22 protein-coding genes are annotated in these 24,613 nt (G+C 43.9%); 10 read left to right on the top strand and 12 right to left on the bottom strand.

What is annotated here, in order from left to right:
- Positions 1-321: 321 nt before the first annotated feature.
- Complete coding sequence (locus QUB25_RS00835; protein ID WP_333181582.1) at positions 322-1,395, bottom strand: radical SAM protein; 1,074 nt, start codon at positions 1,393-1,395, stop codon at positions 322-324.
- A gap of 448 nt (positions 1,396-1,843) precedes the next feature.
- Here QUB25_RS00835 and QUB25_RS00840 point away from each other — a divergent pair, with 448 nt between their 5' ends.
- The 3 genes from QUB25_RS00840 to QUB25_RS00850 all read left to right on the top strand — a co-directional run bounded on the left by QUB25_RS00840 (position 1,844) and on the right by QUB25_RS00850 (position 4,547).
- Positions 1,844-2,638, top strand: a complete 795-nt coding sequence (locus QUB25_RS00840; RefSeq protein ID WP_445242199.1) for an ABC transporter permease — start codon at positions 1,844-1,846, stop codon at positions 2,636-2,638.
- 224 nt (positions 2,639-2,862) lie between these two features.
- Positions 2,863-3,726, top strand: a complete 864-nt coding sequence (locus QUB25_RS00845) for an aldo/keto reductase (RefSeq protein ID WP_333181584.1) — start codon at positions 2,863-2,865, stop codon at positions 3,724-3,726.
- A gap of 143 nt (positions 3,727-3,869) precedes the next feature.
- The gene (locus QUB25_RS00850; RefSeq protein WP_333061809.1) at positions 3,870-4,547 is read left to right on the top strand and encodes a GIY-YIG nuclease family protein; all 678 of its coding nucleotides are present in this window, start codon (positions 3,870-3,872) and stop codon (positions 4,545-4,547) included.
- Between the two features lie 98 nt (positions 4,548-4,645).
- Here QUB25_RS00850 and QUB25_RS00855 read toward each other — a convergent pair whose 3' ends face one another.
- Positions 4,646-5,494 (bottom strand): DUF3598 family protein, encoded by an 849-nt coding sequence (locus QUB25_RS00855; protein ID WP_333061808.1) that lies wholly within the window; start codon positions 5,492-5,494, stop codon positions 4,646-4,648.
- A gap of 18 nt (positions 5,495-5,512) precedes the next feature.
- On the opposite strand from QUB25_RS00855, the gene QUB25_RS00860 reads away from it, so the two are divergent.
- Entirely contained in the window at positions 5,513-6,322 is an 810-nt protein-coding gene (locus QUB25_RS00860; protein WP_333061807.1) for an SAM-dependent chlorinase/fluorinase, read from the top strand.
- Between the two features lie 102 nt (positions 6,323-6,424).
- On the opposite strand, the gene QUB25_RS00865 is transcribed toward QUB25_RS00860, so the two are convergent.
- Positions 6,425-7,429, bottom strand: coding sequence for a site-specific DNA-methyltransferase (locus QUB25_RS00865; protein ID WP_333061805.1), 1,005 nt, complete (start codon positions 7,427-7,429; stop codon positions 6,425-6,427).
- A gap of 171 nt (positions 7,430-7,600) precedes the next feature.
- Here QUB25_RS00865 and QUB25_RS00870 point away from each other — a divergent pair, with 171 nt between their 5' ends.
- Complete coding sequence (locus QUB25_RS00870; protein WP_333061804.1) at positions 7,601-8,404, top strand: helix-turn-helix domain-containing protein; 804 nt, start codon at positions 7,601-7,603, stop codon at positions 8,402-8,404.
- Positions 8,405-8,486: 82 nt separating this feature from the next.
- Here QUB25_RS00870 and leuS read toward each other — a convergent pair whose 3' ends face one another.
- From leuS to aat, 3 genes are all read right to left on the bottom strand, one after another.
- Positions 8,487-11,042 (bottom strand): leucine--tRNA ligase, encoded by a 2,556-nt coding sequence (gene leuS / locus QUB25_RS00875; RefSeq protein WP_333061803.1) that lies wholly within the window; start codon positions 11,040-11,042, stop codon positions 8,487-8,489.
- 640 nt (positions 11,043-11,682) lie between these two features.
- Positions 11,683-15,369, bottom strand: a complete 3,687-nt coding sequence (locus tag QUB25_RS00880; RefSeq protein WP_333181588.1) for a HEAT repeat domain-containing protein — start codon at positions 15,367-15,369, stop codon at positions 11,683-11,685.
- A gap of 267 nt (positions 15,370-15,636) precedes the next feature.
- Positions 15,637-16,233 carry a leucyl/phenylalanyl-tRNA--protein transferase gene (gene aat, locus QUB25_RS00885; RefSeq protein ID WP_445251917.1) on the bottom strand — a complete coding sequence of 199 codons (597 nt, stop codon included), beginning with the start codon at positions 16,231-16,233 and terminating at the stop codon, positions 15,637-15,639.
- 46 nt (positions 16,234-16,279) lie between these two features.
- On the opposite strand from aat, the gene QUB25_RS00890 reads away from it, so the two are divergent.
- On the top strand, positions 16,280-16,609 hold the full coding sequence (locus tag QUB25_RS00890) for a hypothetical protein (RefSeq protein WP_333096388.1): 330 nt from the start codon (positions 16,280-16,282) through the stop codon (positions 16,607-16,609).
- A gap of 117 nt (positions 16,610-16,726) precedes the next feature.
- Here QUB25_RS00890 and rpsN read toward each other — a convergent pair whose 3' ends face one another.
- From rpsN to QUB25_RS00920, 6 genes are all read right to left on the bottom strand, one after another.
- Positions 16,727-17,029, bottom strand: a complete 303-nt coding sequence (rpsN, locus tag QUB25_RS00895; RefSeq protein ID WP_333049990.1) for a 30S ribosomal protein S14 — start codon at positions 17,027-17,029, stop codon at positions 16,727-16,729.
- Positions 17,030-17,350: 321 nt separating this feature from the next.
- Complete coding sequence (locus QUB25_RS00900) at positions 17,351-17,542, bottom strand: hypothetical protein (protein WP_333181591.1); 192 nt, start codon at positions 17,540-17,542, stop codon at positions 17,351-17,353.
- Positions 17,542-17,793: a hypothetical protein gene (locus tag QUB25_RS00905; protein WP_333181592.1), complete on the bottom strand. Its 252-nt coding sequence runs from the start codon at positions 17,791-17,793 to the stop codon at positions 17,542-17,544. Before QUB25_RS00905 ends, QUB25_RS00900 begins: the two co-directional genes overlap by 1 nt.
- 131 nt (positions 17,794-17,924) lie before the next feature.
- Positions 17,925-18,602, bottom strand: a complete 678-nt coding sequence (gene nth, locus QUB25_RS00910; protein ID WP_333181594.1) for an endonuclease III — start codon at positions 18,600-18,602, stop codon at positions 17,925-17,927.
- 221 nt (positions 18,603-18,823) lie between these two features.
- Entirely contained in the window at positions 18,824-19,918 is a 1,095-nt protein-coding gene (rseP, locus tag QUB25_RS00915; protein ID WP_333181596.1) for an RIP metalloprotease RseP, read from the bottom strand.
- Between the two features lie 35 nt (positions 19,919-19,953).
- A complete protein-coding gene (locus tag QUB25_RS00920) occupies positions 19,954-20,115 on the bottom strand; it encodes a hypothetical protein (protein ID WP_333181598.1) in 162 nt (53 codons plus the stop codon).
- Between the two features lie 57 nt (positions 20,116-20,172).
- On the opposite strand from QUB25_RS00920, the gene QUB25_RS00925 reads away from it, so the two are divergent.
- The 4 genes from QUB25_RS00925 to QUB25_RS00940 all read left to right on the top strand — a co-directional run bounded on the left by QUB25_RS00925 (position 20,173) and on the right by QUB25_RS00940 (position 23,776).
- Entirely contained in the window at positions 20,173-20,850 is a 678-nt protein-coding gene (locus tag QUB25_RS00925) for an ATP-dependent Zn protease (RefSeq protein ID WP_333181600.1), read from the top strand.
- A 110-nt stretch (positions 20,851-20,960) separates the two neighbouring features.
- Positions 20,961-21,515: a hypothetical protein gene (locus QUB25_RS00930; protein ID WP_333181602.1), complete on the top strand. Its 555-nt coding sequence runs from the start codon at positions 20,961-20,963 to the stop codon at positions 21,513-21,515.
- A gap of 59 nt (positions 21,516-21,574) precedes the next feature.
- On the top strand, positions 21,575-22,132 hold the full coding sequence (locus tag QUB25_RS00935; RefSeq protein ID WP_333181603.1) for a Uma2 family endonuclease: 558 nt from the start codon (positions 21,575-21,577) through the stop codon (positions 22,130-22,132).
- 213 nt (positions 22,133-22,345) lie between these two features.
- Positions 22,346-23,776 carry an MFS transporter gene (locus QUB25_RS00940; protein ID WP_333181605.1) on the top strand — a complete coding sequence of 477 codons (1,431 nt, stop codon included), beginning with the start codon at positions 22,346-22,348 and terminating at the stop codon, positions 23,774-23,776.
- Positions 23,777-24,613: the final 837 nt, after the last annotated feature.

Here is a 24,613-nt window from a genome sequence, read left to right on the forward strand (position 1 = left end):
AATTTAATTTATTGAATAGGGGAAAATTTTTAATTTTAATAATTGTCCCTCATTTGAGTTCGTTTGATAACCCACTTAAAGCTCCAACAGATTTATAATATTCTTGACATAAGGTATCGTCAACCAATCGGTTATTGTTTAAGGGGCAATAATATATTTAGCCAAGACTGATACAAAACATTGTATTCGTAAATAAACGGCATTGCCATGTCCTTTAGCAAAACCGAAGGGAATACAATTAATCAAACAAAAAACCGGGTTTCTGCTCAAACCCGGTCACCAACCATGAAAACAAGCAATGTTAACACGACGGCTAAAACCTCAATTTTTCAATAACTTCATCCCCATTTTCACCTTGTCCAAAATAGTCTTTTGTGAGACACAAGTAATCAGACAAAGCTTGCCGCAATTCAAAGTATCGCGACGGACTTCCTGAGCTTTTTCGCCGTACCAAATTTCGCGGGCGCTGGCATTTTTTACATTACCAATTACCGGGAACTCATCGCACAATTTCACATCGCCGCGCGTATCAATCCAGTAATTGCGGAGTCCCACGCGACAAGGACGAGTTGAATCAGGAGCTTTTTCTTCGGCAAAGTGAGGAATCATCAATCGCAACACTTCATCGCTGTTCATAATCGGAGCACCGTTGTTCTTCATTTCAATTAGGCGTTCGATTACTTGTGCTAATTCCTCGATGTCTTCTTTTTCAATCCACAATTCCTCGTATGTTTCTGGCGTCCAGCGGTTGACTGGTTGGAAGTTCACCGTCGTCGCGCCAATTCCCTGAGCCCAGGTGACTATTTCCGGGAGGTGGCGGAAATTGAGTCGGTTCATTGTCGGTTTGATGTTGATCGGAAACAGAACGTTCTGTTTTTCTTGTTCTTCGCGCAGATAACCGATTCCTTTAGAAAGCCGATCAAATAATCCCGGTTGACCTCGCAAATAATCGTGCAGTTCTGCATTCGGCCCGTCAACTGAGATATTCACATTAAAAGGACGAGCGGCCACAGTTTTGGCTGCGTTTTCCCTAGTCATGCAATAGCCGTTTGTGGTGACGCCGGCGTGAATGCCATTTTTATTTGCAAAGGCCAGCAAGTCTAGAAAACCTTTTTTAATATAAGGTTCGCCGCCACTAAAGTTGATTGAAAATTCGCCCACAAATTCTTTGACGCTCAAGAGGGCATTTTGCCATTCTTCGATCGTCATTTCGTCTTTATATTCTTTGAGCCGCCAATACTCGCACTGCCGGCATTTTACATTGCAGCGCTCGTTGACAATCCCGTAAAAAGTGACGGGGCTTGTCACGTCGTATCCTGTATTGATTCGCAGCGATTCGGCCACTGCACTTTTGGTGTGCTTGACGCCCAGTCTCGATAATGTTAAAGCATCCATGTCTTTTTTTCCTTACGTGTTGTTAGCTAGGTCAATTTCTCGATCCCTCTTTTGTACGTATAATTACGCATTGCTGATTACGTATTGCTTTTGAATACGTATGCCCCATCCTAAGTGTTGCGTTTAGGTATGGCTAGATGTTTGTCAAATATTTATATTATTAAGAGTTGTAACATATTATGATTTCTAATCAATCAAGCGATGCTTTGTGTAAAAACATGAACCAGGCTTAATAATTCCCCAAATATATGGGCTTAAGATTGATTTAATTTAATAATTGTACTTTTTGATTAAAATTTGTTAAATAACTTAATACTGCCTGTCAATAAAACTACTTAAATAAGCGGTCTAAATAATTTAAAATTATAGTGAAATAAGCAGCCGTACAGCAGTTAACTTCACACAAGCTTTACAATAGGATGAAATCTAAATATTTCAACGGCAAAAAATGGCGACAAACATGGGACGATATTTGCACGTACTGAAATTGTTCTGGGGTGCGGCGATCGCAGCGGAACTAGAATACCGAATCAACTTTGTCCTCGCGGCCATCAGCAGCCTCGGAAATCTTGCGGGCAGCTTGTTTGGGCTGTTTTTGTTCTACCGTACCGGTTACACGTTTTCTGGGTGGAAATGGGAAGAGGCTTTAGTTGTACTCGGTATTTTCACGATTTTGCAGGGGTTTTCGTCAACGTTTCTAGCACCTAATCTCAGCCGTATTGTCGATCGAGTGCAGCAAGGTACTCTCGATTTCGTACTCCTCAAACCCATCAGTTCCCAATTCTGGCTATCTGCAAACACAGTTTCGCCTTGGGGAATCCCAGATTTAATCTTGGGCACCGTATTGCTGCTGTATGCTGCTAACAAATTGGGAGTAGCAATCGGCAACTATTTTTTAACAGCAATACCGCTATTATTCGGAACTATTACTCTTTACAGTATATGGTTTATGTTAGGGGCAACCAGCATTTGGTTTGTCAAAATTTACAATGTTACCGAAGTTCTCGAAGGATTGTTAGAAGCCGGTAGGTTTCCAATGGCAGCTTATCCCGCAGCTTATCGATTTTTCTTCACTTTCGTAGTTCCCGTTGCCTTCTTGACGACTGTGCCTGCAGAAGCCATGCTGGGGAGAGGTGAAATCGTTTGGATCGCAGGGGCGGGAATATTGGCGATCGGGCTGTTATTTTTCTCCCGCTACTTCTGGCACTTTGCACTCCGCTTTTACACCAGCGCTTCCAGCTAGTTAAGTAGGTAGGTAAGCTGCTGCACATCTAGATTGTCTATTATGTTTGAGAGGGAGAGGATTTGACACGTGGGGAATAGGGAATTGAAATATACACTTTCAAGGCCAAACAGCTTATCTAAAAAATATTTTTTCTATTTACTTAGATAGGTAAAAAAATGTAAGATTTCAACCTATCCTGGAAATGTAAACTGGAAATAAACTACGCAAGCGAAGCCAAACCAATGAAAAGAAAAAAACTGGGTAACAGTAATTTTACTATCAGCGCGATCGGTCTTGGAGGTATGCCAATGTCCTTAAGCGGCCGGCCGCCAGAATCGCAATCAATTGCGGTAATTCACCGCGCCCTCGATTTGGGTGTCACCCTAATTGACACCGCAGATTCCTACTGCCAAGATGAATCCGACAAACACCACAACGAGAACCTCATTGCCAAAGCTTTGCAACAGTACAGCGGAGATGTTAGGGCCGTTACTGTGGCCACTAAAGGCGGCTTAATGCGGCCTCAAGGTGCGTGGACGCGCAATGGCAACCCCCATCATTTACGCAAGACAATTCGGGAAAGTTTTGAAGCATTGGGCGGCCAGAAACCGATCGACCTTTGGCAATATCACTCGCCCGATCCCGCTTATACCATCGAAGCAGCCCTAGCACCTGCAAAAGAAGCAGTAGAAGCAGGAATGATTCGATTTATTGGAGTGTCCAACTTTTCTGTAGAACAGATCAAACGCGCCCGCGATACAGTAGAAATTGTCTCTGTTCAGAATCAATATAATCCTTGGCACAGACAGCCCGAATCAGACGGCGTGCTGGAATATTGCGAAACCGAAAAACTGACATTTTTTCCCTGGAGTCCTTTGGGAGGAAGCCGCCGCGCCACAAGCTTGCAAGATATGCCCGCGATCGCGAAATTAGCAGCAGAAAAAAACGTTTCAGTTTACTGTATAGTATTAGCTTGGTTGATGGCACAATCGCCCTGCATCGTTCCGATTCCCGGTGCGACCAAAGTATCGAGTATTGAGGACTCGGTGCAGGCGCTCGAAGTTAAATTGACTGACGAGGAATTGCAACAAATTGCCGTAAGTTAAGTATATAAGGGCAAAAACAACAATAGAACAGGCTTTCCGGCCTGTTCCACAAACAGAACTTTATTGTGGGGTGGGCCGGAAAGCCCGCCCCTGAAAGTGGGATTTAATGAGTAAAGTTGACATTTTTTGAGGAATTGGGTTTTATGGAAGCTAATCAAGTGAATGCCGATAGAGACGTAGCAATTGAACATCAAAACGTACCAGTCGCCCATGAAGGACTGCACAACTTTTTATACAGTTCCGACTCAGAACACAGCGCAGCAGCCGCTATTTCTGAATTAGAAAATGACGGCACGCAAGTAATGTCGATCGATACATGGCGCGATTTGGCAACTAACGCGAAAGTCGCCGGCGTTTACGCTGTAATGGACACTGCCCGCAACACTCAGTTTATCGGTTATTCGCGAAATATCCTGCTTTCAATCAACGGTCACATCGCCCAAAATGGCGCAGGAAATTGTGCTTTCCTGCGCGTGCAAACTTTCAAATTCCCGAAGCGGGAAGAAATGGAAAGTTTGCGGGATGCTTGGATAGCAGAAATTGGCAGCATTCCGCCTGGAAACGGTGCTGACAGCGAAATGTGGGCGAGTACAGTAGGCCAAGCAGCCCGCGCTGCTATGTCTGCGGAAGAACAAAAAGCTTATGAGGAAAAGAAGCTAAAATTACGCAAAGCAATGGCAGATTCTACTCTTAGCAAAGAGTTAGAAACCGCAGTCCAAAGTGACGGCGAACGCGCTAAGGATTTGGAAGCTGCTGTTAACAATGATGACTGGAGTGCGGTGATTCAATCGCAAACCCAGGAAACAAAGTCCGGCGAATAAAAGTCGCAGATACATAAACTTTTGTCCGCCCTAAATGGGGGCGGGTTTATGTAGATTATGGGTGGAAATTAAAGAGTGTGTGCACCAGCTCATATTAATCAATGACTAACTTTGCGTTCAGTAACTAAAGTCAAACTTACCCATTCACCCCGCTCGTTGTAACTGCGAATCATCCGAAACCGCAAGTCAGGTTCTACCAACCAACCTGCCTCGAAAAATAGAGGTTTTCTGGGTTCAATCTTGACAGGTAAAGTGCAAGAACCTCCGTCAGGAAGCAGTACAACTTGCACCGGCGAAGCACCTTCGTTAAAGTGCAGAACTGAACCGTCAATGCGGGCGCTAGAACTGATAACACTAGCATTACTGCCAAAAGTGATTTGGTGTACTAGGCGATCGCTATTTTCCAAATGCAATTGCAGTTTGGTAGAATAAAAGTCTGGAGAACGCGAATCAGGATACATTGTCACCGCCTCGCCCTGCCATTCTCCCAGCAAAGCCTCAACAGTTAAAGGCGGACGTTCGGGGACATTTTTATCCGGCTGTTTTTCCCGAATTAAGGTAAGGTTTGATAAATTGCCGTCGGTATTGTATAGCTGAACGAAGCGCAACCGGCGATAATTGTAGATAAAACCAAACTCGCCACCAGACTCAGAATAAGGCGCTAGTTGAATAGTACCCTGAGAAAAAGCTCCATTCTCAAAAAATAGGATATCCCGTCCCAAACCGTGATATTCCCTAACAAGTTCGCTCACTTCTGGTTCGCCGACACCGCTAGGATTTGGGGAAAACCGACGGAGTTTCAATCGCACATTTTTGTTGTCATTGAAACCTTCGAGCGAAATAATGCTAGGAGTATCTTGAAGTACCTCTCCTCGCGGCGATAACTGGGTAAAAGAACCGTGCCATTCTCCCAGATTTTGCAGAAAGTTTTCCCACTGCGCTACCATATTCTTACCTGTGGATATATGTCTAAAAATAGAATTATAACTCTGCTGACGGATTTTGGATTAAGCGATGTTTATGTGGGAGTGATGAAAGGTGCGATCGCCCAAATTAACCCGCAGTTAAAAGTCATTGACATTACACACCAAATACCCTCTCAAAATATTGCGGCGGCGAGGTTTTGTTTGATGACTGCTTTTGCTTATTTTCCGCCGGAAACCGTACACGTTGCTGTCGTCGATCCGGGGGTGGGAAGCAAGAGACGTGGGGTTGCGATTAAATGTGCTAATTGCTTTCTTGTCGGCCCGGATAACGGGTTGTTTAGCGGGGTGTTAAGTCGGGAAAGTGCGATCGCCTGTGTCGAACTCACGAATTCGCAATACTGGCGCACACCTCAACCCAGCAGCACTTTTCACGGTCGCGATATTTTCGCTGCTGCGGCTGCTCACTTGGCCAACGGGGTGGCTTTGGAAGAGTTGGGGGAGGATCTCGACCCTGCAAGTTTAGTGCAGTTAGAGATACCAAATTGTGCCGTTACAGCCACAGGTATAGAAGGGTGTGTTCAATATGTCGATCGCTTCGGCAATCTCATTACTAATATCCCGAATAATTGCATTATAGGTAACAATTGGTCAGTAACAATTAGCAATAGTTCTGATGCAATTCGCATCCCCAGCGGTAAAACCTACAGCGACAGCGAACCGGGCGATTTAATTGCCATAACTGGTTCTGACGGTTGGGTAGAAGTTGCCGTTCATGGCGGCAGCGCTCAATCTGTCTTAAAATTGGAATGCGGAGCGATCGTGCAATTGCTTTTTGAAATTAACAATTAAAATCATCTATTTCAGTCGCTCTCTGCGGGGAATTTGTGCGTGTAGAAGCGATTTCAAGAGACAGTTTCATATCTGAAAGAAAATTTTGACTATTTAGCCCAATTAAAAACAATAATTATTAACTTCAAAAAGTAGCCTATTTTGAGGTAAAATCAATCCTGATGCTTCCTCAGTTAACAATTGGTTGTATATTGTATCCGCTTGCCCAAAATATTCTTGAGGCAAAAATCTAAATATTGATGCAGCAACATATTGTTTTTCCTTTTCAAAACTTATCCAGTTTCTTGATAATTCTTCGGCTGCATGACCCGTAGTATTAGAACCAGAAAAAATATCTACTACCATGTCTCCCGGCTCAGTAAGAAAATTTATAAAAAATGACGGTAATCTTTGGGGAAAACGTGCCGGATGCGCCTTAACATTAAACTCTTTGCACCAACGTAAGTATTGAGAATTACTTTCCGAATTAGAAATCTCTAGCAAATTAGATGGAATAGCACCTCCATTATCTTTGGCAAATCGATCGCTAATATTGTGACCGGAAGGACGTTCTTTGGGCGTGTAAAATTCATCAGCATTTTTCAAAAGTTTTTTCATTCTCTCAGAATACTCTACTTTGACTTTACTAATATTCGCTTGAGGCTGATTCGTTTTGGAAAGCCACCAAACAGTATTCACAGAATCTTTAGCCCGGATTTTCTTTTTATTCACCCACTCTATAGGAGATGGAAGTTTTGAAGGATTAAACCAGAAAAATTCTTGAGCAAGTTTAAATTCATATTCGTCACATAACCTAATAAGTACGCGGTAATTATACAGTGAGCGTACAGGTATTCCTTTTTGATAAGCACCTCCAAGGTCTATAACAAAACTTCCAGTATCCTTAAGAACTCTTTTAATTTCCGGAGCAAAGCCCAGCAGCCAATCAACATATAAATCTTGATCTTCATTTCCATAACTCTTTTGGCGTTGCAATGCAAAAGGAGGGGATGTAATCACCAAATCTACAGAATTGTTAGCAAGACTATTCAGGAGATGAAGAGAATCTCCCAAATAAGATTGACCGTATTGGGTGGTGTAAATTGGGGCAGGCAAAATGTTACTCATGCTTAATTTAGATTAGTTTAAGGTACAACAGACACAGCCTACTGTCATTATATCAAAATCCGTACTCTCAGTCTGATTAAATCCGTACTGTCAGTACGTTGTTTTGTGTATAAATTCTTCGTACCATTCACAAAGCGAACTTTCAGTTCGTTTTTATCAATTGTGAGGGGTATGAATTACAAAGAAGCCAGACAACAATTTGCGGCCAAGGTAAGTCAGTTACGCAGAGAAAAAAGGATGACACAGGACGAGTTAGCAGAACTCATAGACAAGACTACTGACTATATCAGCTTATTGGAACGCGGTGAAAGATCGCCATCCTTTGAAGTTATTTTCGCTCTAGCTGAAGCGCTCGATGTACCCGCTACTTATTTAATCAGTTTTAGCCAAAGTGGCGAGAGTACAGCTCTCATTAGCACCCTAATAGCTGAACCTGTTTCTCCGTCAGTTGTAGAGCCTGTTGAAGAGGCTGTTACCACGGAAGCAGAACGCATTTCAGATGCTAAACGGCTAGAAAATGCTATGAAAAGCATCCAAGAATTGCAAAATCTGGCTAGTGAATATGGTATTGCGGATATTTTTCAAGATAACGGGGGAAAGACTTTACAGTTATTAATCCTTTTAGGGCTGCGGATATCACCTGGACGTGAAGGAAACGATGCTATTGATGCTGAAGGAAAAGAATACGAACTTAAAACAATCAATATTGCTCTCAATAGAAGTGGTGGGGTGACTACTCACCATCATTTGAATGAAATTATACTTGACAAATATCGCAGAGTAGAAGCTTGGTATATTGGACTGTATGAAGGCATAACTCTCAAAGAGATTTATAAACTTACACCTGAAATGCTGGAACCTAAATTTAAAGAATGGGAAGAAAAAGTGAGGCTAAGAAACGAGCCCCTAAACAATCCTAAAATTCCCTTAAAGCTAGTAAAAAAAGGGCAACTTGTCTACTCTTACAGTAAATAATAGTTGCCCGATAGTGTTTAAAGGGGATTAGGTTGTGTTTGTGTTTAAACGATAAGTTGCTTACAGGTAGCGATTTTTACACTCAAGCTACCACGAAATTAACTAACTTTCCAGGCACCACAATTACCTTTTTAATCTCCTTACCTTCCAGGTGACGCTTAGCCAATTCCGACTCGCGAGCAAACTTTTCCAAAGCAGCTTTATCAGCACCAGAAGGCACTTGAATTGTGCCGCGAGTCTTGCCCATAACTTGAATTACCAGCGTAATTTCATCGGTAACTAATGCAGATGGATCGACAGTCGGCCAAGTTTGCGTATGCACCGATTCACTGTTACCAGTATTGTGCCACAATTCATCAGCAATGTGCGGTGCAAAAGGCGCTAACAAGCGAATCAAAGTGTTGATTCCTTCGGCATAAATTGGCGAGTCTTTACACTTAGCATCATTCAAAGCATTGCTGAGTTTCATCATTTCAGAAACAGCAGTGTTGAACTGATAATCGCCCTCCAAATCTTCGCTAACTGCCTTAATTGCAGTGTGAATTGCCCGCCGTAAATCCTTCTCAATTTTACTTAATTCAGCATTTTCTACCCCTTGACCGGGGGTCGCCGGGGGGCGTGCAGCAAACTCTGTCACCACGCGCCAAACGCGATTTAAAAAGCGAAATTGCCCTTCTACATCAGCGTCATCCCACTCCAAATCTTTCTCTGGCGGTGCTTTGAATAAAATAAACATCCGCGCCGTATCTACCCCATATTTTCCCATAACTTGCAAGGGGTCAACGCCGTTATATTTGGATTTTGACATCTTCTCATAGAAGACTTCTAAAGCTTCACCAGTTTCAGGATCTTTTGGATTTGCGGGGTCTATATCTGCTGGGGGAACGTATTTGCCAGTAACAGGATTTTTGTATGCCATTGCTTGCACCATGCCTTGAGTTAACAGGCGTTTAAATGGTTCGTCACAATTGATTAAACCCCGATCGCGCAAAACCTTGGTAAAGAACCGGGAATACAGTAAGTGCAAGATTGCGTGTTCGATGCCGCCCACATATTGGTCTACGGGCATCCAATCGTTGGTCTTCGCCGTGTCGAAGACTTGCTCTTGATTTTGAGCATCGGGGTAGCGCAAGAAATACCACGAAGAATCGATAAAAGTATCCATCGTATCTGTTTCTCGCTTCGCGGGAGTGCCACAACTCGGACAAGGAACGTTTACCCATTCTTCCATCTTTGCCAATGGCGAACCTTTGCCCGTAAATTCTACATTTTCCGGCAACAATACGGGCAAATCCGATTGGGGTACGGGTACTGTGCCGCAGGTGGGACAGTGAATTACGGGAATCGGAGCGCCCCAATAACGCTGTCTAGAAATCAACCAATCTCTCAAGCGGTATTGGATTCGGGCTTTGCCATAACCTGCATTTTCGGCATGGTGAATAATTGCTGCTTTGCCTTTAATTGAATCCATGCCGTTGAAGCTTTCGGAATTAATCATAATTCCTGGTTCTGTGTAAGCTTCCGTCAGCGGAACTTCATCATCATCAACAATTACTACTTTAATTGGCAGTTGATATTGATTGGCAAATTTGAAATCTCGCGTGTCGTGGGCGGGTACTCCCATGACTGCGCCGGTGCCGTATTCGTACAGCACATAATCGGCTATCCAAATGGGAATTTCTTCGCCGTTGAAAGGATTGATTGCTTTGCCGCCTGTGGGGATGCCGCGCTTTGGTTTGTCTTCGGCTGTGCGATCGATCTCGCTTTGGGCGGCGACTTCTTTGATGAAGGTTTCTACGGCGGTTTTTCTATCTTCGGTTGTCACCCGCTGAGTTAGTGGATGTTCCGGTGCTAAAACAACGTAACTGACGCCGTAAACTGTATCGGGACGTGTGGTGAAAACGGCGATTTTTTCATCCATTCCGACAATCGGAAATTCTAAGTAAGCGCCGACTGATTTTCCGATCCAGTTGGCTTGCATTAATTTGACTCTTTCTGGCCAATCTGGCAATTTGTCTAAGTCGTTTAATAACTGTTCGGCGTAATCGGTAATTTTGAGGAACCACTGCCGCAATAATTTGCGCTCGACTTTGGCACCGGAACGCCAGGAACGACCTTCGTTATCTACTTGTTCGTTTGCTAAGACTGTTTGGTCTATAGGGTCCCAATTAACTGCGGCTTCTTTTTGATAAGCTAATCCGGCTTCTAAAAATTGCAAGAAAATCCATTGAGTCCACCGATAATAATCGGGAGAACAAGTTGTAACTTCTTTTGTCCAGTCAAAAGAAATACCCAGGCGGCGAAATAAGCCTTTCATTTGGGCAATGTTTTGATAAGTCCATTGTGCAGGGGGAATTCCTCGCTCGATAGCTGCATTTTCTGCGGGCAAACCAAAAGCGTCCCATCCCATCGGATTCAATACCCGATAACCTTGCATTCGCTTGAGTCTGGCAATTACATCGATGATTGTGTAGTTGCGGACGTGGCCCATGTGCAGGTTTCCCGACGGGTAGGGGAACATGGATAAGGCATAAAATTTAGGCTTTTGGGTATCTTCTGGCATCTGGTCTAAGTTTTGCTCAGCCCATGTCTGCTGCCATTTTTCTTCTATGGATTGGGGGTTATATCTGGAATCCACAACAATTGCTCCGTGCAGGGTTTAGTAATGTTTGCTTCAGTATTTTTACACATTCAAGCGGCTTCGATTCTGATTTTTCTGAGCTCCAAGGATTTTGGCTCAAATCTCTGTATTATATATTGTAGTATATGTAATTTGAGCAGGGGGCGATCGAGCAAATATCCCCGTTCGCCGTGAAAAGAATAAGACTTACGCACGGGTGGTCAGAAACCGGGTTTTTACGAGCATACTTCGTTACAGTCGGCCAAACGGCAAAAAACCCGGTTTCTTTGGTCTTGATGCGTAAGTCCTAAAAGCATAAATAACCCCAATTCCCCGAAACCAGATTTCTACGATCGACCGGGTTTCTTAGCATTTATTCCGGCTTAAATGCTATCGGGAGCGCTTAGCAATGTACCTTTTAATTTGTCATCTGGTGGGGGCGGGTGTACCAGATTATTGGTTTTAGGCAATTATTGTTGGTGAAACCCGCCCTCACATAGATATTGTTCAACCCGCAATTTATCATTGGTAATTGATAATTTTGTCTGGACTGGTTTTACCAACCATCTATGTTTAAAACCCATAATATCATAAACCCGCCCCCACCCAAGGACTCCTAAAATTAGAAAAAATGGCGATCGGCGATCGAATATATCGCTCATTGGCGTTCTAATTCTGCCAATTTTTTCTGGGCAAATTCGCGGAAAAATTCGTCAGAATCATTCTGAGCGCGATCTCGCACAAGTTCTAAAGTTTCAGGGCGATCGGGATATAACTCAATCATAGCTGCAAGAGCTGTTTGCCGCGGGTTACGCCAACGGTACTTGCCGCGATGATCGAAGGGGTCATTGATAGCAACCTCGCACAATAACTCAAATAATTCTGGGTCATCTTTCCACCCCCGTGCTAATTCTTGTACTGCTGCTTGTCGCACAGGCCAATCATCGTCTGATTGAGCGCGTTGTTTGAGAATGGGTAAGGTTTCTGGGTCATCTTTCCACCCCCGTGCTAATTCTTGTACTGCTGCTTGTCGCACAGCCGAATTATCGTCTGATTGAGCCAGTTGTTTGAGAATGGGTAAGGTTTCTGGGTCATCTTTCCACCCCCGTGCTAATTCTTGTACTGCTGCTTGTCGCACAGCCGAATTATCGTCTGATTGAGCCAGTTGTTTGAAAATGGGTAAGATTTCTGGGTCATCTTTCCACCCCCGTACTAATTCTTGTACTGCTGCTTCTCGCACATTCGCATCATCGTCTGATTGAGCGCGTTGTTTGAGCCAAGGTAAGGTTTCTGGGTCATCTTTCCACCCCCGTGCTATTTCTTGTACTGCTACACGTGGCACATACCAATTATCGTCGGATTGAGCGCGTTGTTTAAGAATGGGTAAGGTTTCTGGGTCATTTTTCCACCCTCGTACTAATTCTTGTAATGCTGCTAGTCGCACAGTCGCACCATCGTCTGATTGAGCCAGTTGTTTGAGAATGGGTAAGGTTTCTGGGTCATCTTTCCACGCCCGTACTAATTCTTGTAATGCTGCTAGTCGCACAGTCGCATAATCGTCTGATTGAGTTAGTTGTTTGAGAATGGGTAAGGTTTCTGGGTCATCTTTCCACCCCTGTGCTAATTCTTGTACTGCTGCACGTCGCACATCCGAATCATAGTCTGATTGAGCGCTTTGTTTGAGCCAAGGTAAGGTTTCTGGGTCATCTTTCCACCCCCGTGCTATTTCTTCTACTGCTGCTTCTCGCATAGTCACACCATGGTCGGATTGAGCCTGTTGTTTGAGCCAAGGTAAGGTTTCTGGGTCATTTTTCCACCCCCGTGCTATTTCTTCTACTGCTGCACGTCGCACATCCAAATCATAGTCTGATTGAGCCAATTGTTTGAGAATGGGTAAGGTTTCTGGGTCATCTTTCCACCCCCGTGCTAATTCTTCTACTGCTGCACGTCGCACATCCGAATTATCGTATGATTGAGCGCGTTGTTTGAGCCAAGGTAAGGTTTGTGGGTCATCTTTCCAAGTAGATGCAACTGCTGCTACTGCTTGTCTGCGAATTTGATAAACTAGGCTGTTATATTCTTGAGGTGTAAAACCAGTGATATTTCCGTATTTAGTTAACTCTTTAACTCGATCGCGCAATTGACTAGCAATAGCAGCGATCTCATTTCTATTCTTGACTTCGGAAACACACTGCGCCGCCAAAAAGAGATTGCTAAACTTGTCTGCTTCCCCATTTTCACCAATCAGATATTCCAGGATGTAACCTGTAAATTTAGCAACCAGCATTCCCGCCATTAAACGCAACACTTCATGCCAAGACTCATCTCGCCAATGCTCTCTAAAAACTTCAATCAAACCATCTAACTCAAGCGTTTTTTGTTTTTCAAATTGCCGGACAAACTCCCAAGCACAAAAATATTCCAAAAAGGTACGGTGGACAAAAGCAAAATAATCCTCATTGTATCCACCCAAGAAGCACAAAATAAAATTGCGATCGCGCAGTTGGTCTACCATCAACTTAGCACAAGCAGTTGCCCCAGTTCCCATCAAGCCGGTCAATGAATCAGTAATAGTTTGCCGCAACTCCTGGCGACTAATAATATTTCCTAATTGTTTGCTACTAGACTGCATTGTGTAGGCGATTCGCCCGCAGATACTTTGTTTAACTTCTTCATCAATTAGATAAGGGTCAACTCTGTCATTATTTAGTTTTTCTTTCACTTCAAAGTCCCATGTATGCAGTAGCACTTTTGATGCTTCTTCATAGAGTTTCGCCCGAAAGCGCGGTAACTCCTGATTGCGATTGAGAATTGCCATCATTGTCAGCAACAGCGGATTTCCGGCTAATTCTCGAATTGAATTCGAGGCCGCAATCGCTTGCTGCAAGCGTTCTAAAAGAGCCGCTTTTTTTAAGCGATCTATCAATGTCAAATCGTGCCACTTCTGGATAAACTCTTGAATCTGTTCCGGTTCAAAATCTTGCAGCATAAAGTGATGAAATTCGGCATTTTTCAGTCGCTGCTGCTGGTAGCCAATAACGCGAGAAGTAACGATGGTTTTCACCCTTGGATATTTTTGAGTGAAGCTATGAATTTGGTCAACAATTCGATTGCGTTTTTCCAACTCAAACACTTCATCTAGCCCGTCAAACATGACGACAGCGCGGCCAGCTTGCAGCCATTCGTGCAGGATATTTTTGTCTAAATGGTCGATCCGACTAGAGTCGCACTCGATAAATTCTAGAAAATTATCGCATTTTTTTTCATCTTGACTGCGATTGTATTTCCGCAATTCAATCAGTAAGTGAATCGGGTGCAATGACAAGTCATTGGCAGATAATTTTGCCCACTGAAACGCTAAATATTTTAACAGCGTAGATTTCCCAGAACCCGGATCGCCTAGAATTACTAGATAACGGTAAGTGACATCATCAATCACGTCAAGCACTGAGCGAGTTTGCTGTTGAGTATATGCTTTTTGGTAGCGTTCCAAATCTTCTGGACGGACTTCGGGTGCTATGTCCCCCCGTTCCCGCAATCGCTTTTGAATCTCCTTGGGCAATTCATAATCTTTCGGCAAATATTCCTGACACGATCGCGCGTTTTGGGGAATAAATATTTCTTTAATTGTCACTTTTTCTTCGTATTCTCCAGACCTATTATCTAACTTGTCTAAATTCAACGAATATTCATAGAGTTCTCGCAGTCCTTGTTGATAACTTGCTAAGTTAAATTCAGCGGGAATCGGAGCAATTGTTGCGAGACTGCGCTCCATGCTGGCAAATTGATTTGTGTTTAAAATTTGTCGCAGTTCGGCATTTTGCTGGATAATTAATTTAACGCTTTTCAGATACTTTTCTGCGACTTGTTCCCAACTAAATGTATCGGGAAGCGAGGAAACCAGTTTTCCCTGAAAAAGATTAGCCGGTACAATCCGAGTGAAGGTGGGTAAATTCTGTCGCACCGGATGTTGCAAGCGCAAATTTTGCCAGTGCTGAGCTAAAATACCAGTGTCTAAATATTTACAATTGCCTTGAAACGCAGTTCCCAAAACTTGCCTGACATCAGGTTGTTTTAGAAATTGGCGTAACGGTTGCAGGTATTGCTGGATCTGTTTTTTATCTAAGTGCGATGGCTCTAATTCCTGCTCAAACAATATAATAAAGGCTTTGAGGGCATCGCGAACAGCATTTTGAGCGAAGGGCTTTTTTGCAAGTCCTTCAACATCTTTAATACAACCTTTAAAAAAATCTTTAACGTAGTCGTCTAAAGCTGCTTTAGCCAAGTCTTGCAAAATAGGGCCGACCAATAACCAAACCACACCCGCGCTGACTGGATCTACCATTGCTTTTTGCTCGATTTGTATACTTGAGAAACATTATACTGGGACTGAAGATTTTAGCTACGGGCAAGGACATGGCAATGTCCATTAGTACCAATTTAACAGTCTTTCATTGAGTCCGGCAGTCCGGCAGGGAATGAATTCCCTGCCTCAAAGCTAAAGTCCTCTCAAGAGGACTGAAGAACTCATTTAGTCCTCATAGCGAGGACTTTAGCTAAAAGTCCCATGCAATTCATTCCCTGGCGGCCTTTTGGTATTAGCTCAAAGCTTTCAAAATAGCGAGCAGCGGCGCTTCAAAGCTGCTTGCCAAAGAGTGTTGTACAGTTTTTCCTTAACAGTATAAGCGCCGAATCTTTCCAAGTGCGGATTGTTCATTTGAGCGTCGAAAAGCAGATAAGATCGATCGCGCAATCTCTCCACCAACTTCACCATCGCCACCTTAGAACCCTCGGGAATTCGGTAAAACATCGACTCCCCAATAAACGCACCGCCGATAGACAATCCTAAAATACCGCCCGCCAATTCGTCCCCGCACCAAGTCTCGAAGCTGTAAGCCCAACCGGCCTCATACAAACCCCAGTAAATCTTCTTGAGCTCCTTAGAAATCCAAGTCGTTTCGCGATCGGCACAACCCTCAACCACCGCCCCAAAATCGCGGTTCACAGCCACCGAAAATCGATTTTGATTGATTTGGCGACGCAGGGATTTCGGATAGGTAAATCTTTCATCCAGGGGAATCAGCGCCCGCTGCCGGCTCGAATACCACCCCAAACTCTCCTCGCCGTCATTTGCCATCAAGAAATAGCCTTGCGCGTATCCTTGTATAATTGTCGGTATATCATATTGCATATATTTATCAGTTGTCATTTCTCAGTTAACTTTTCAAAGTCAACATTAGCAATTAGGAATAATCATGTCTGAAATCATCGAACCTATTACCTTACCGCCCGCCCAAAACCCCGAACAAGAAGGCCAATGGCTCCAACAAACGCTGCTGGCATGGCTAGACTCCGAGTTTATCCCAGAAGCAGCCAACCAGCAAATAGCTAAAAGAGCTGCCCAAATCTATGTCCGCCAGCGTATGGAAGGCGAAAACGACTTGGGCAGCCTCGTAATTGCGATCGTCACCGAAATGCAGGCCTATGATTTTTCTAAAAGCTTCTACGGCGAATTTGCGATCGCCAACGCCGTCAGCGACTTGTTACTCGAAAGTCTCGGCATCGATAAATGCTGTGGTCAGTGAAGCAAGAAGGAGGAAAATTTAACTCATAAGTCTGAAACAAAAATCAACCCCAAACCTAATCCTGCCGATTAATTGTGAGTTTTTTTCTTCCTTCTTCCTTCTTCCTTCTTTCTCGTGCTACCAGCTAGACTTCACAACACCGGGCAAAAGACCTTCGTGAGCCATTTCTCGCATCATGTTGCGAGACAGTCCGAAGTCACGATAGTAACCTCTGGGCCGTCCAGTTGCCCAGCAGCGGTTCCGCAAGCGAGTCCGCGAACTGCTGCGGGGTAGCTGTTGCAGTTGGCGGTGAATCGCCATTTTGTCCATCTGATTGTTAGCTTGGTCAAACTGCTCTTTCAGGTCTTCCCGCTTGTCGGCGTACTTGTCTACGAGTCTCTGGCGCTTTTTCTCGCGCTCGACCATGCTCTTCTTAGCCATAATCTGTTGATATCCTTAGATTAATCACAATCTACTATTTTACTATATTTTTGTCTTTTTGGATAACTTTAGTTTTAAATATTTTTATTTACACCCAACAACTTATATCATTTGCAGAGTGCCTCAGCTAATATTGTGCGATCGACAGTTGCTCGAATTCGAGCTGACGCACCCTAGGAACTACTCTTGGTTCTCGCCAAGAGTTTGTTGTGCAGCGTGTCGAATGTGGAGGATGCGAACTGCGGACACATCTTCACTTTCGGCAATAGTGAAAAGAATGCGGTATGAGTTGCGCCCTTTACCGTAAAGTAACTGCCTAATTTATTTACTGAAGTATTGATTTTCCCTGGCGATAGGACAGCGTTTTGGCATCGCTGATAAAGACTCGATCGCCTTCAACAATCCCTCATACCACTCCCTTGCTTTCTCTGGTGATGTCATCTGAGATAAGAGCAGGAATGCACTATCCGCTTGTGCTTCTGCAACGCTAGAAATTTCAATGAGATATCTCATCAGTTTGTTGGAAAACTGTACTTGGTGCGCTGTGATTTAGCAAATTCATCAAAAGAACGGAACCATCCTAACTCAAAATCATTTAACCCCTGCTGAATACCCTCAATAGCTTCTTCAGAGTCTCGGGCTTCCCATTCTAATATCCGAGTTAGCAATTGGGCAGCAACAAGGCTAATATCTTGTCCTTCCCGAGTGGCTTTTTCACGAAGTAGTGCCTCTATTTCTGGACTGAGGGAAATCGCAATACTCATATACTTACTTCCTTAGCATTAAGCTGTTGACAATAATTATAGCAAACTCAAAAAACGATCGACCTATCGAGTTCATTTATAAACTCTTCATTTCAGCACTTGTAAGGTGCGTCAGATTCTATATTTTAATGCTAGTTGCTAGCCTCGGCACTGACGCACCCGTGCGTAATATTAGCAGAAGGGCACAAATCTGCAAGTTCACAAATATTGCAAACCGGATTCCTCGCATTACAAACTGCCCTGCCGTGATAAACCAACCGAATCGACCAATTTTCCCAATCCGGCTGCGGCAACAATATCATCAAATCCCGCTCGATCCTTGTAGGATCGGTATGTTCCGTCAATCCCAACCGTTGAGTCAAACGTTTGACGTGAGTGTCTACCGTCACGCCCATATTAATACCAAAAGCGTGAGCGAGAACGACATTAGCCGTTTTGCGGGCAACTCCGGGCAATTCTAGCAGCAGTTCCATCCGCTGCGGCACTTGATTGTTAAATTTATTGACGATCGCCTGACAAGCACCTTTAATATTTTTAGACTTATTGCGGTAGAAACCAGTCGATCGCACGAGACTTTCGAGTTCTTCTATATCAGCATTTGCCAAAGCAACCGCATCGGGAAAACGCTCAAACAAAGCCGGCGTTACCAGATTTACTCGATCGTCCGTACACTGAGCCGAGAGAATCGTCGCCACCAGCAACTGCACGGGAGTTTCGTAGTTGAGAGTACAAGGAGCTTCTGGATAGAGGCGTTTGAGGCGAATCAGAATTTCGAGTGATCGTTGTTTTAAACTTAACTTTTTAGTCATTAGTCATTAGTCATTAGTCATTAGTCATTATTTATTAGTTATTAGTCATTAGTTATTTGTTTTTAACTGGTTCCCAGGCACGACCGGGGAACCCATAACCAGAGGCTCTGCCTCGCTTGCGTAGGAAAAAAAGTAGAGGGAAAAATAGGAAAATAGGCCAACGGAAAATCAGACATAATTCTTCCTTCTTCCTTCTTACCTCTTCCCTCTTTCTTCATTTACTATTGCCTCAAAAATCGAAAATCTATCCCAGCCAAATTAGCTGTATCCCGAATAATCAAGAAAATTCCCAAACCCAGCAACAACACCAAACCCGTCTGCATCACATTTTCCTGAATCCGGTTCGGTAAAGGTTTACCCCGGAGTCCTTCGATTAACAAAAAAGCTAGCTGGCCGCCGTCCAAAGCAGGTAAAGGCAAGATATTAATCACAGCCAAATTGATGCTAATTAGCACAGCATACTGAAACAAACTAGCAGCATCCGATTTGGCAATCCCTGCACCAATCGCCACAATCGCCACAGGCCCGGACAACTTGTCGGCAGTTTGGCTGAAATTGCTAAGTAACTGCCCAAAACCTTGAACAGTCAGCAGCACAATCCGCTCAAATTCTTTGGCTGCCTTGCTAAACGCCTCTACAATTCCTGCCCTCTGCCGCACGACAGTGCCGTTAGAAGTTAGCTGCACGCCAATGCGACCTTTGCCGTCGGGGGACTGTTCGGGAGTGACTGTCACCACAAATTTTTGTTCTTGGCGCTGAATTTCCAACGCTAGGGGTTGGTTGGGATGATCTTGGATTTCTGTTACCAATAATTTGATTGCTTCGCGGGAAGCGCCCAATTCCTTGCCGTCAACAGACAGAACAACGTCGCCCGATCGAATTCCCGCTTGTTTCGCGGCCGAACTGACTTCTGCGGCGACTACCGGGACTTTAACTCCCGGTAGGTAGTTCATTTCAGCAGCGCCGACAGTTGTCAATTGCACCACCAGCAGGAAATAAGCAAAAATTAAGTTGGCAATTACCCCTGCACTAATGACGATCGCCCGATCGAGCACGGGGCGATTTTTGAGCAAATTCGGGTCATTTGGGGGAATTGTACTCTCGGGATCGTCGTCCGGGAAACCCACGAAACCTCCCAGGGGAAAGGCGCGGAGGGCGTATTCAGTTTCCGGGCCTTGGTACTTCCAGAGGATGGGCCCGAAACCGATAGAGAAGCGGTTGACGTGGATGTGTTGAAGTCTCGCCGCCAGGAAGTGGCCGAGTTCGTGAACGACAATCAAGATACCTAAAACTGCGATCGCTGCCAAAACTGACATGAAGGATTCCACTAACACTTTTACTGGACTTTGATTTATTTTAATATCTTTTTAATATCGGTGGCTTCGGAGGGACAATTTTCAGTCAAACTGGAAGGTGGTGTTTTTCTCGGAAGTCCCGGGTGCTGCGATCGACCCGACGCTGCCAAACCGATCGCGCGATCGTACCTGAGTTTACCTCTAAAACCAATTCCCATTACCAATTCCCTATTACAAATTCCCCATTACAAATTCCCAGTTACCAATTCCCCATTATGAAAGACACTTCTTTGAATATTATTGCTATTTCTATCTTTGCCATCACCGTTTCAATATTGTTGGGGCCCCTATTCAACTTGCCAGAAGCCGTACCTGCGATCGCCACTTTTTGCCTGTTGGGGCTAGCCACCCTTGACAGTTTCCAGTGGCAAGGTCAAGGCGGTACTATTTTATTAGATTGGCTGGGGGGAACTTCCAAACAAAAGCGCGATCGTATCCTTCACCACGAAGCCGGACACTTCTTAGTCGCGTACCTGTTGGGAATTCCCGTAACCAGTTACGCCCTCAACGCTTGGGAAGCATTTAAACAAGGTCAAACAGCCCAAGGTGGCGTCCGATTTGAAGACGAACAATTAGCATCTCAACTCCAAACTGGCACTCTTTCCGCCCAACTTCTAGACCAATACTGCACCGTGTGGATGGCCGGAATAGTCGCCGAAAAATTTGTTTACGGCAGTGCAGAAGGAGGAGCAGAAGACCGCACCAAAATTAGTGCAATATTAACACAACTGCGCCGTCCCAGTTCCGAGATTCAACTCAAACAAAACTGGGGTTTGCTGCGAGCAAAAAACCTGATCGAAAGCCACAAATCAGCTTACGAAGCCTTAGTATCTGCAATGGAAGAAAGAGCAACGGTTGCCGAATGCTGCGACATAATCCAGCAAAATTTATAGGATAAAAAATTTACGCACTCTTGCCTTATAAACCCGGTTTCTCTGTAGTTTTATTAAAAAACCTTGCGTATAAACCGAGTTTAAGAGCGTATTATAAGGATTAAAAATTCATGTCAGAACCAAAAACTTTCCCAACAACACTGCAAACAGCGAACCCAAATACAGAAAAATTGTTGTGGCTGTTCGGTTTCCGGATCGACCCCGGCACCGAAACACCAAATCTATATACTCTAATTGTCTATGGAGAACAAGAGCCGCCCTTAGTAGCCGGCGGTCAACTTGTATTTTTTACCCGTCCAGAACTAGCGATTAACGCTCTCGAATTGTGCAATATCGATGTCAGCGAAGTGGGAAAGCCACCCACACAAATAGACGCTATTTGCGACATTGCAGAAACGCTGTACTTGCTCGATGCCGAAGATTTTGACGAGTCAGCTACTATCCTCAACTGTTTGAACGCGCTTTTCGATTTAGTGAAAGCTACTTTAATACCGATGCCAACGGAATACAAGCGCATACTTTATGATTTTGCAGACCATTTGAATATTGAGGAAGAGTTTGCAAGTTTTTTAGACGCAGAAGATATTCAGCGATCGGAAATTGTCAATGCCATTTTGTGGTGTGTGGGAGCAATTACAGCTAAATCGAGATTGTTGACCGAGTAATTTAAGAAAAACTAGAATGTGAATCGAGAATAGATAATATCGCCCCAGGAAATTGTGCCATGACTGTAACAGATTTACGCTTGTGGACTGTAGAGGAATATCGCCGCATGACCGAAACAGGGATTCTCAATCCCGATGAACGAGTCGAATTAATAGACGGGCAAATTATTTCAATGAGTGCAAAAAATCCTCCACACGCAGCAACTAATCTCTGTGCAGACGACTATCTAAAAAGTCTGCTGGCAGGACTTGCTTTAATTCGCCTTCAAGACCCGATCGCTCTAAGTTATAATTCAGAACCTGAACCGGATATTGCTGTAGTGCAAATCGACCCCCGGCTGTACCAAGATTTTCATCCCGCACCCGCCAACATTTTCTTATTAGTAGAAATAGCTGATACCACCTTAGAAACAGACCGCAAGCGAAAAGCACCGGCTTATGCTAAGGCAGGAATTAATGAATATTGGATACTTGATGTTAACACGCGGCAAGCTTATGTTTTTCGCGAACCGGGCGAGGCAAACTACGGACAAGAAACAGTATTTAATGAAGATGATGTTTTGTCAATGCTGGCATTTCCAGAAATAGAAGTTCAGATTTCGCAATTGTTTCCTTAAGTTGGAACAGGTTTTACTAAGAATAATTGCCTAAGACAAATAATCTCGTAAGCCTGCCCCCATCAACCTATCAATTACCAATTACGCAATTATAAATTACCAAATGTTCAAGCTTGTCCCGATCGCTACAAAAAACTTAGTATTAGGGCGTAGCGTGAGTTATACTCCTACTGGAAAGACTGTGACTGTAAAAACATCCCGAAATCAAAGTTTATGAGCAACACTTCCCCGCCTCAACCAGCCGCCAACAATCCCGCAACACAAAAACTCAGTTTTTCAACAAAATTAGCTTACGGTGCCGGCGACCTCGGCCCGGCAATTACCGCTAATGTTTTAGCATTTTACCTCCTAGTTTTCTTTACCAATGTCGCTGGTTTACCTGCCGGCTTAGCCAGCAATATTTTGGTAGTTGGCAAGGTTTGGGATGCCATAAATGACCCGATTGTGGGGGTTTTGAGCGATCGCACTTCTCACCCTTGGGGCCGCCGATATCCTTGGATAATATATGGTGGAATTCCCTTCGGTATATTCTTCTTATTGCAGTGGATTGTACCTAGCACAGATCACACAGTGTTATTTTGGTACTATGTTGCGATCAGCATTTTGTTCAACACTGCCTACACGGCTGTCAATCTTCCCTACACCGCCCTGACTCCAGAACTTACTCAAGACTACAACGAACGCACTAGCCTTAATAGTTTTCGATTTGCTTTCTCCATTGGCGGCAGCATCTTTTCATTAATTTTAGCTCTAATTATCTTTGCTGTATTTGACAAGAACCCGAATCAACAATATTTAGTCTTAGGTGCAATCTCTGCAGTTATCTCTGTCTTACCTTTGTACTGGTGCGTTTTGGGAACTCGCAAGCACGTCGCAGCTCAACTACTAGAAAACGCAGAACTTGATAATTCTACATCCTTGCCACTGAAAGAACAGTTGCAGATTGCATTTAGCAATCGCCCTTTTTTGTACGTAATTGGAATTTATCTTTTTTCTTGGCTGGGAGTGCAGTTGACTGCTACTATTATTCCGTACTTTGTTGTTAACTGGATGCAACAGCCACAGTACGTTTTTAGCTTGGTTGCGATCGCAGTTCAAGGCACTGCATTAATCATGCTATTTGTTTGGAGTAAAGTCAGCGAGAGATACGGCAAAAAAGCCGTATATTTTATGGGCATGAGTTTGTGGATTATTGCCCAAGGCGGACTGTTTTTCCTCCAACCCGGACAAGTCTTGCAGATGTACCTATTAGCAGTCATGGCAGGTGTCGGAGTTTCCACGGCTTATCTAATACCTTGGTCGATGATACCGGATGTGATCGAACTCGACGAACTGCAAACAGGAGAAAGACGCGAAGGCGTTTTCTATTCGTTTATGGTACTGCTGCAAAAAATCGGATTGGCAGGGGGTTTGTGGTTGGTAGGCCAAGCATTAGAAGGAGCTGGATTTCTATCTACAGTTCCGGGACAGCCTGCACCCGTACAGCCAGAGTCTGCACTGTTTGCGATTCGAGTTGCGATCGGGCCACTGCCCACAATTGCTTTAATTGCTGGCATGATTCTTACATATTTTTATCCTATAACCCGCGAAGTTCATGCAGAAATATTGTTGAAACTGCGAGAAAGAAAAGCACAAAATCAGTAAGCCTTAATAAGGAGTAGTTGGTCATTAGTCAACTCGAAAAATAACCACTACCAATAGCTGATTCGAGCGAGATTAATAGCAATCCTCCCATCTTGTGCGAACTATTTTTTTTATTTAACAATGTGTCATCTTCTGATTGCATCAGTTAATTCAAAAAAAGCCCGTTGCGCGTTTCCCGAAAGGATTGCTATAGTTTGCTCGGAGAGCGACTCAAAGCGATAGTTTGGGTAATAGCCTCGGAACGCAGAAACCTAGTTTTTTTACGAAAATACATAAATCGCGCCGCGCCATCCGCCCCGCTAGACAAACCCCGAATGCTTGAGTTGTTCGAGATGTTGATCGAGGTTGAGAACACAAAATATTAAATTTTATGTCTGTCGGGCACTAAAGAGATGAGTTTGTGATATAATTACGACGATAAACTAAGTATATAAACTTGCTCACTCATCCAACTCCTCAAAAAGTTTATAATTAAAAGAAGAAACAGATTTTTCTCGGAAATTGATTCGATTAGTTGCCGTTCCCAAAAATCTGCAGAATGTGGCTAATTATATCTACATGGAAAATGCAAAACTTTTTAGCCGGTCAGTTAGCGCGTAAGTTAACAAGTGCTTCTGCAGTTGACTCTGAACCGAAAAAAGGCATAGAGGACAAACCAATACCAGCGCAAGTGGCGGCTGAGGTGTTACGGTCAATTGTAAAAGTTTGGTAAAGTTATTGCACCGCCTGTCGCGAAGCGGAGCAACACCTCAAAAAGTTGGCTTCGTCCCCCGGAAACCCGAAATACAAGCACAACGCAGCAGAGCCAAATGCAGTCTGATATAACTCTCCAGCAGT

Source organism: Microcoleus sp. B3-D7 (genome assembly GCF_036705305.1).
In the GTDB taxonomy this organism is placed as follows: Bacteria; Cyanobacteriota; Cyanobacteriia; order Cyanobacteriales; family Microcoleaceae; genus Microcoleus.

Coding starts and splice junctions, on each gene's coding strand:
- QUB25_RS00835 (WP_333181582.1), bottom strand. CDS start 1,395: ATGGATGCTTTAACATTATCGAGACTGGGCGTCAAGCACACCAAAAGT.
- QUB25_RS00840 (WP_445242199.1), top strand. CDS start 1,844: ATGGCGACAAACATGGGACGATATTTGCACGTACTGAAATTGTTCTGG.
- QUB25_RS00845 (WP_333181584.1), top strand. CDS start 2,863: ATGAAAAGAAAAAAACTGGGTAACAGTAATTTTACTATCAGCGCGATC.
- QUB25_RS00850 (WP_333061809.1), top strand. CDS start 3,870: ATGGAAGCTAATCAAGTGAATGCCGATAGAGACGTAGCAATTGAACAT.
- QUB25_RS00855 (WP_333061808.1), bottom strand. CDS start 5,494: ATGGTAGCGCAGTGGGAAAACTTTCTGCAAAATCTGGGAGAATGGCAC.
- QUB25_RS00860 (WP_333061807.1), top strand. CDS start 5,513: ATGTCTAAAAATAGAATTATAACTCTGCTGACGGATTTTGGATTAAGC.
- QUB25_RS00865 (WP_333061805.1), bottom strand. CDS start 7,429: ATGAGTAACATTTTGCCTGCCCCAATTTACACCACCCAATACGGTCAA.
- QUB25_RS00870 (WP_333061804.1), top strand. CDS start 7,601: ATGAATTACAAAGAAGCCAGACAACAATTTGCGGCCAAGGTAAGTCAG.
- QUB25_RS00880 (WP_333181588.1), bottom strand. CDS start 15,369: ATGGTAGATCCAGTCAGCGCGGGTGTGGTTTGGTTATTGGTCGGCCCT.
- aat (WP_445251917.1), bottom strand. CDS start 16,233: ATGACAACTGATAAATATATGCAATATGATATACCGACAATTATACAA.
- QUB25_RS00890 (WP_333096388.1), top strand. CDS start 16,280: ATGTCTGAAATCATCGAACCTATTACCTTACCGCCCGCCCAAAACCCC.
- rpsN (WP_333049990.1), bottom strand. CDS start 17,029: ATGGCTAAGAAGAGCATGGTCGAGCGCGAGAAAAAGCGCCAGAGACTC.
- QUB25_RS00900 (WP_333181591.1), bottom strand. CDS start 17,542: ATGAGATATCTCATTGAAATTTCTAGCGTTGCAGAAGCACAAGCGGAT.
- QUB25_RS00905 (WP_333181592.1), bottom strand. CDS start 17,793: ATGAGTATTGCGATTTCCCTCAGTCCAGAAATAGAGGCACTACTTCGT.
- nth (WP_333181594.1), bottom strand. CDS start 18,602: ATGACTAAAAAGTTAAGTTTAAAACAACGATCACTCGAAATTCTGATT.
- rseP (WP_333181596.1), bottom strand. CDS start 19,918: ATGTCAGTTTTGGCAGCGATCGCAGTTTTAGGTATCTTGATTGTCGTT.
- QUB25_RS00920 (WP_333181598.1), bottom strand. CDS start 20,115: ATGGGAATTGGTTTTAGAGGTAAACTCAGGTACGATCGCGCGATCGGT.
- QUB25_RS00925 (WP_333181600.1), top strand. CDS start 20,173: ATGAAAGACACTTCTTTGAATATTATTGCTATTTCTATCTTTGCCATC.
- QUB25_RS00930 (WP_333181602.1), top strand. CDS start 20,961: ATGTCAGAACCAAAAACTTTCCCAACAACACTGCAAACAGCGAACCCA.
- QUB25_RS00935 (WP_333181603.1), top strand. CDS start 21,575: ATGACTGTAACAGATTTACGCTTGTGGACTGTAGAGGAATATCGCCGC.
- QUB25_RS00940 (WP_333181605.1), top strand. CDS start 22,346: ATGAGCAACACTTCCCCGCCTCAACCAGCCGCCAACAATCCCGCAACA.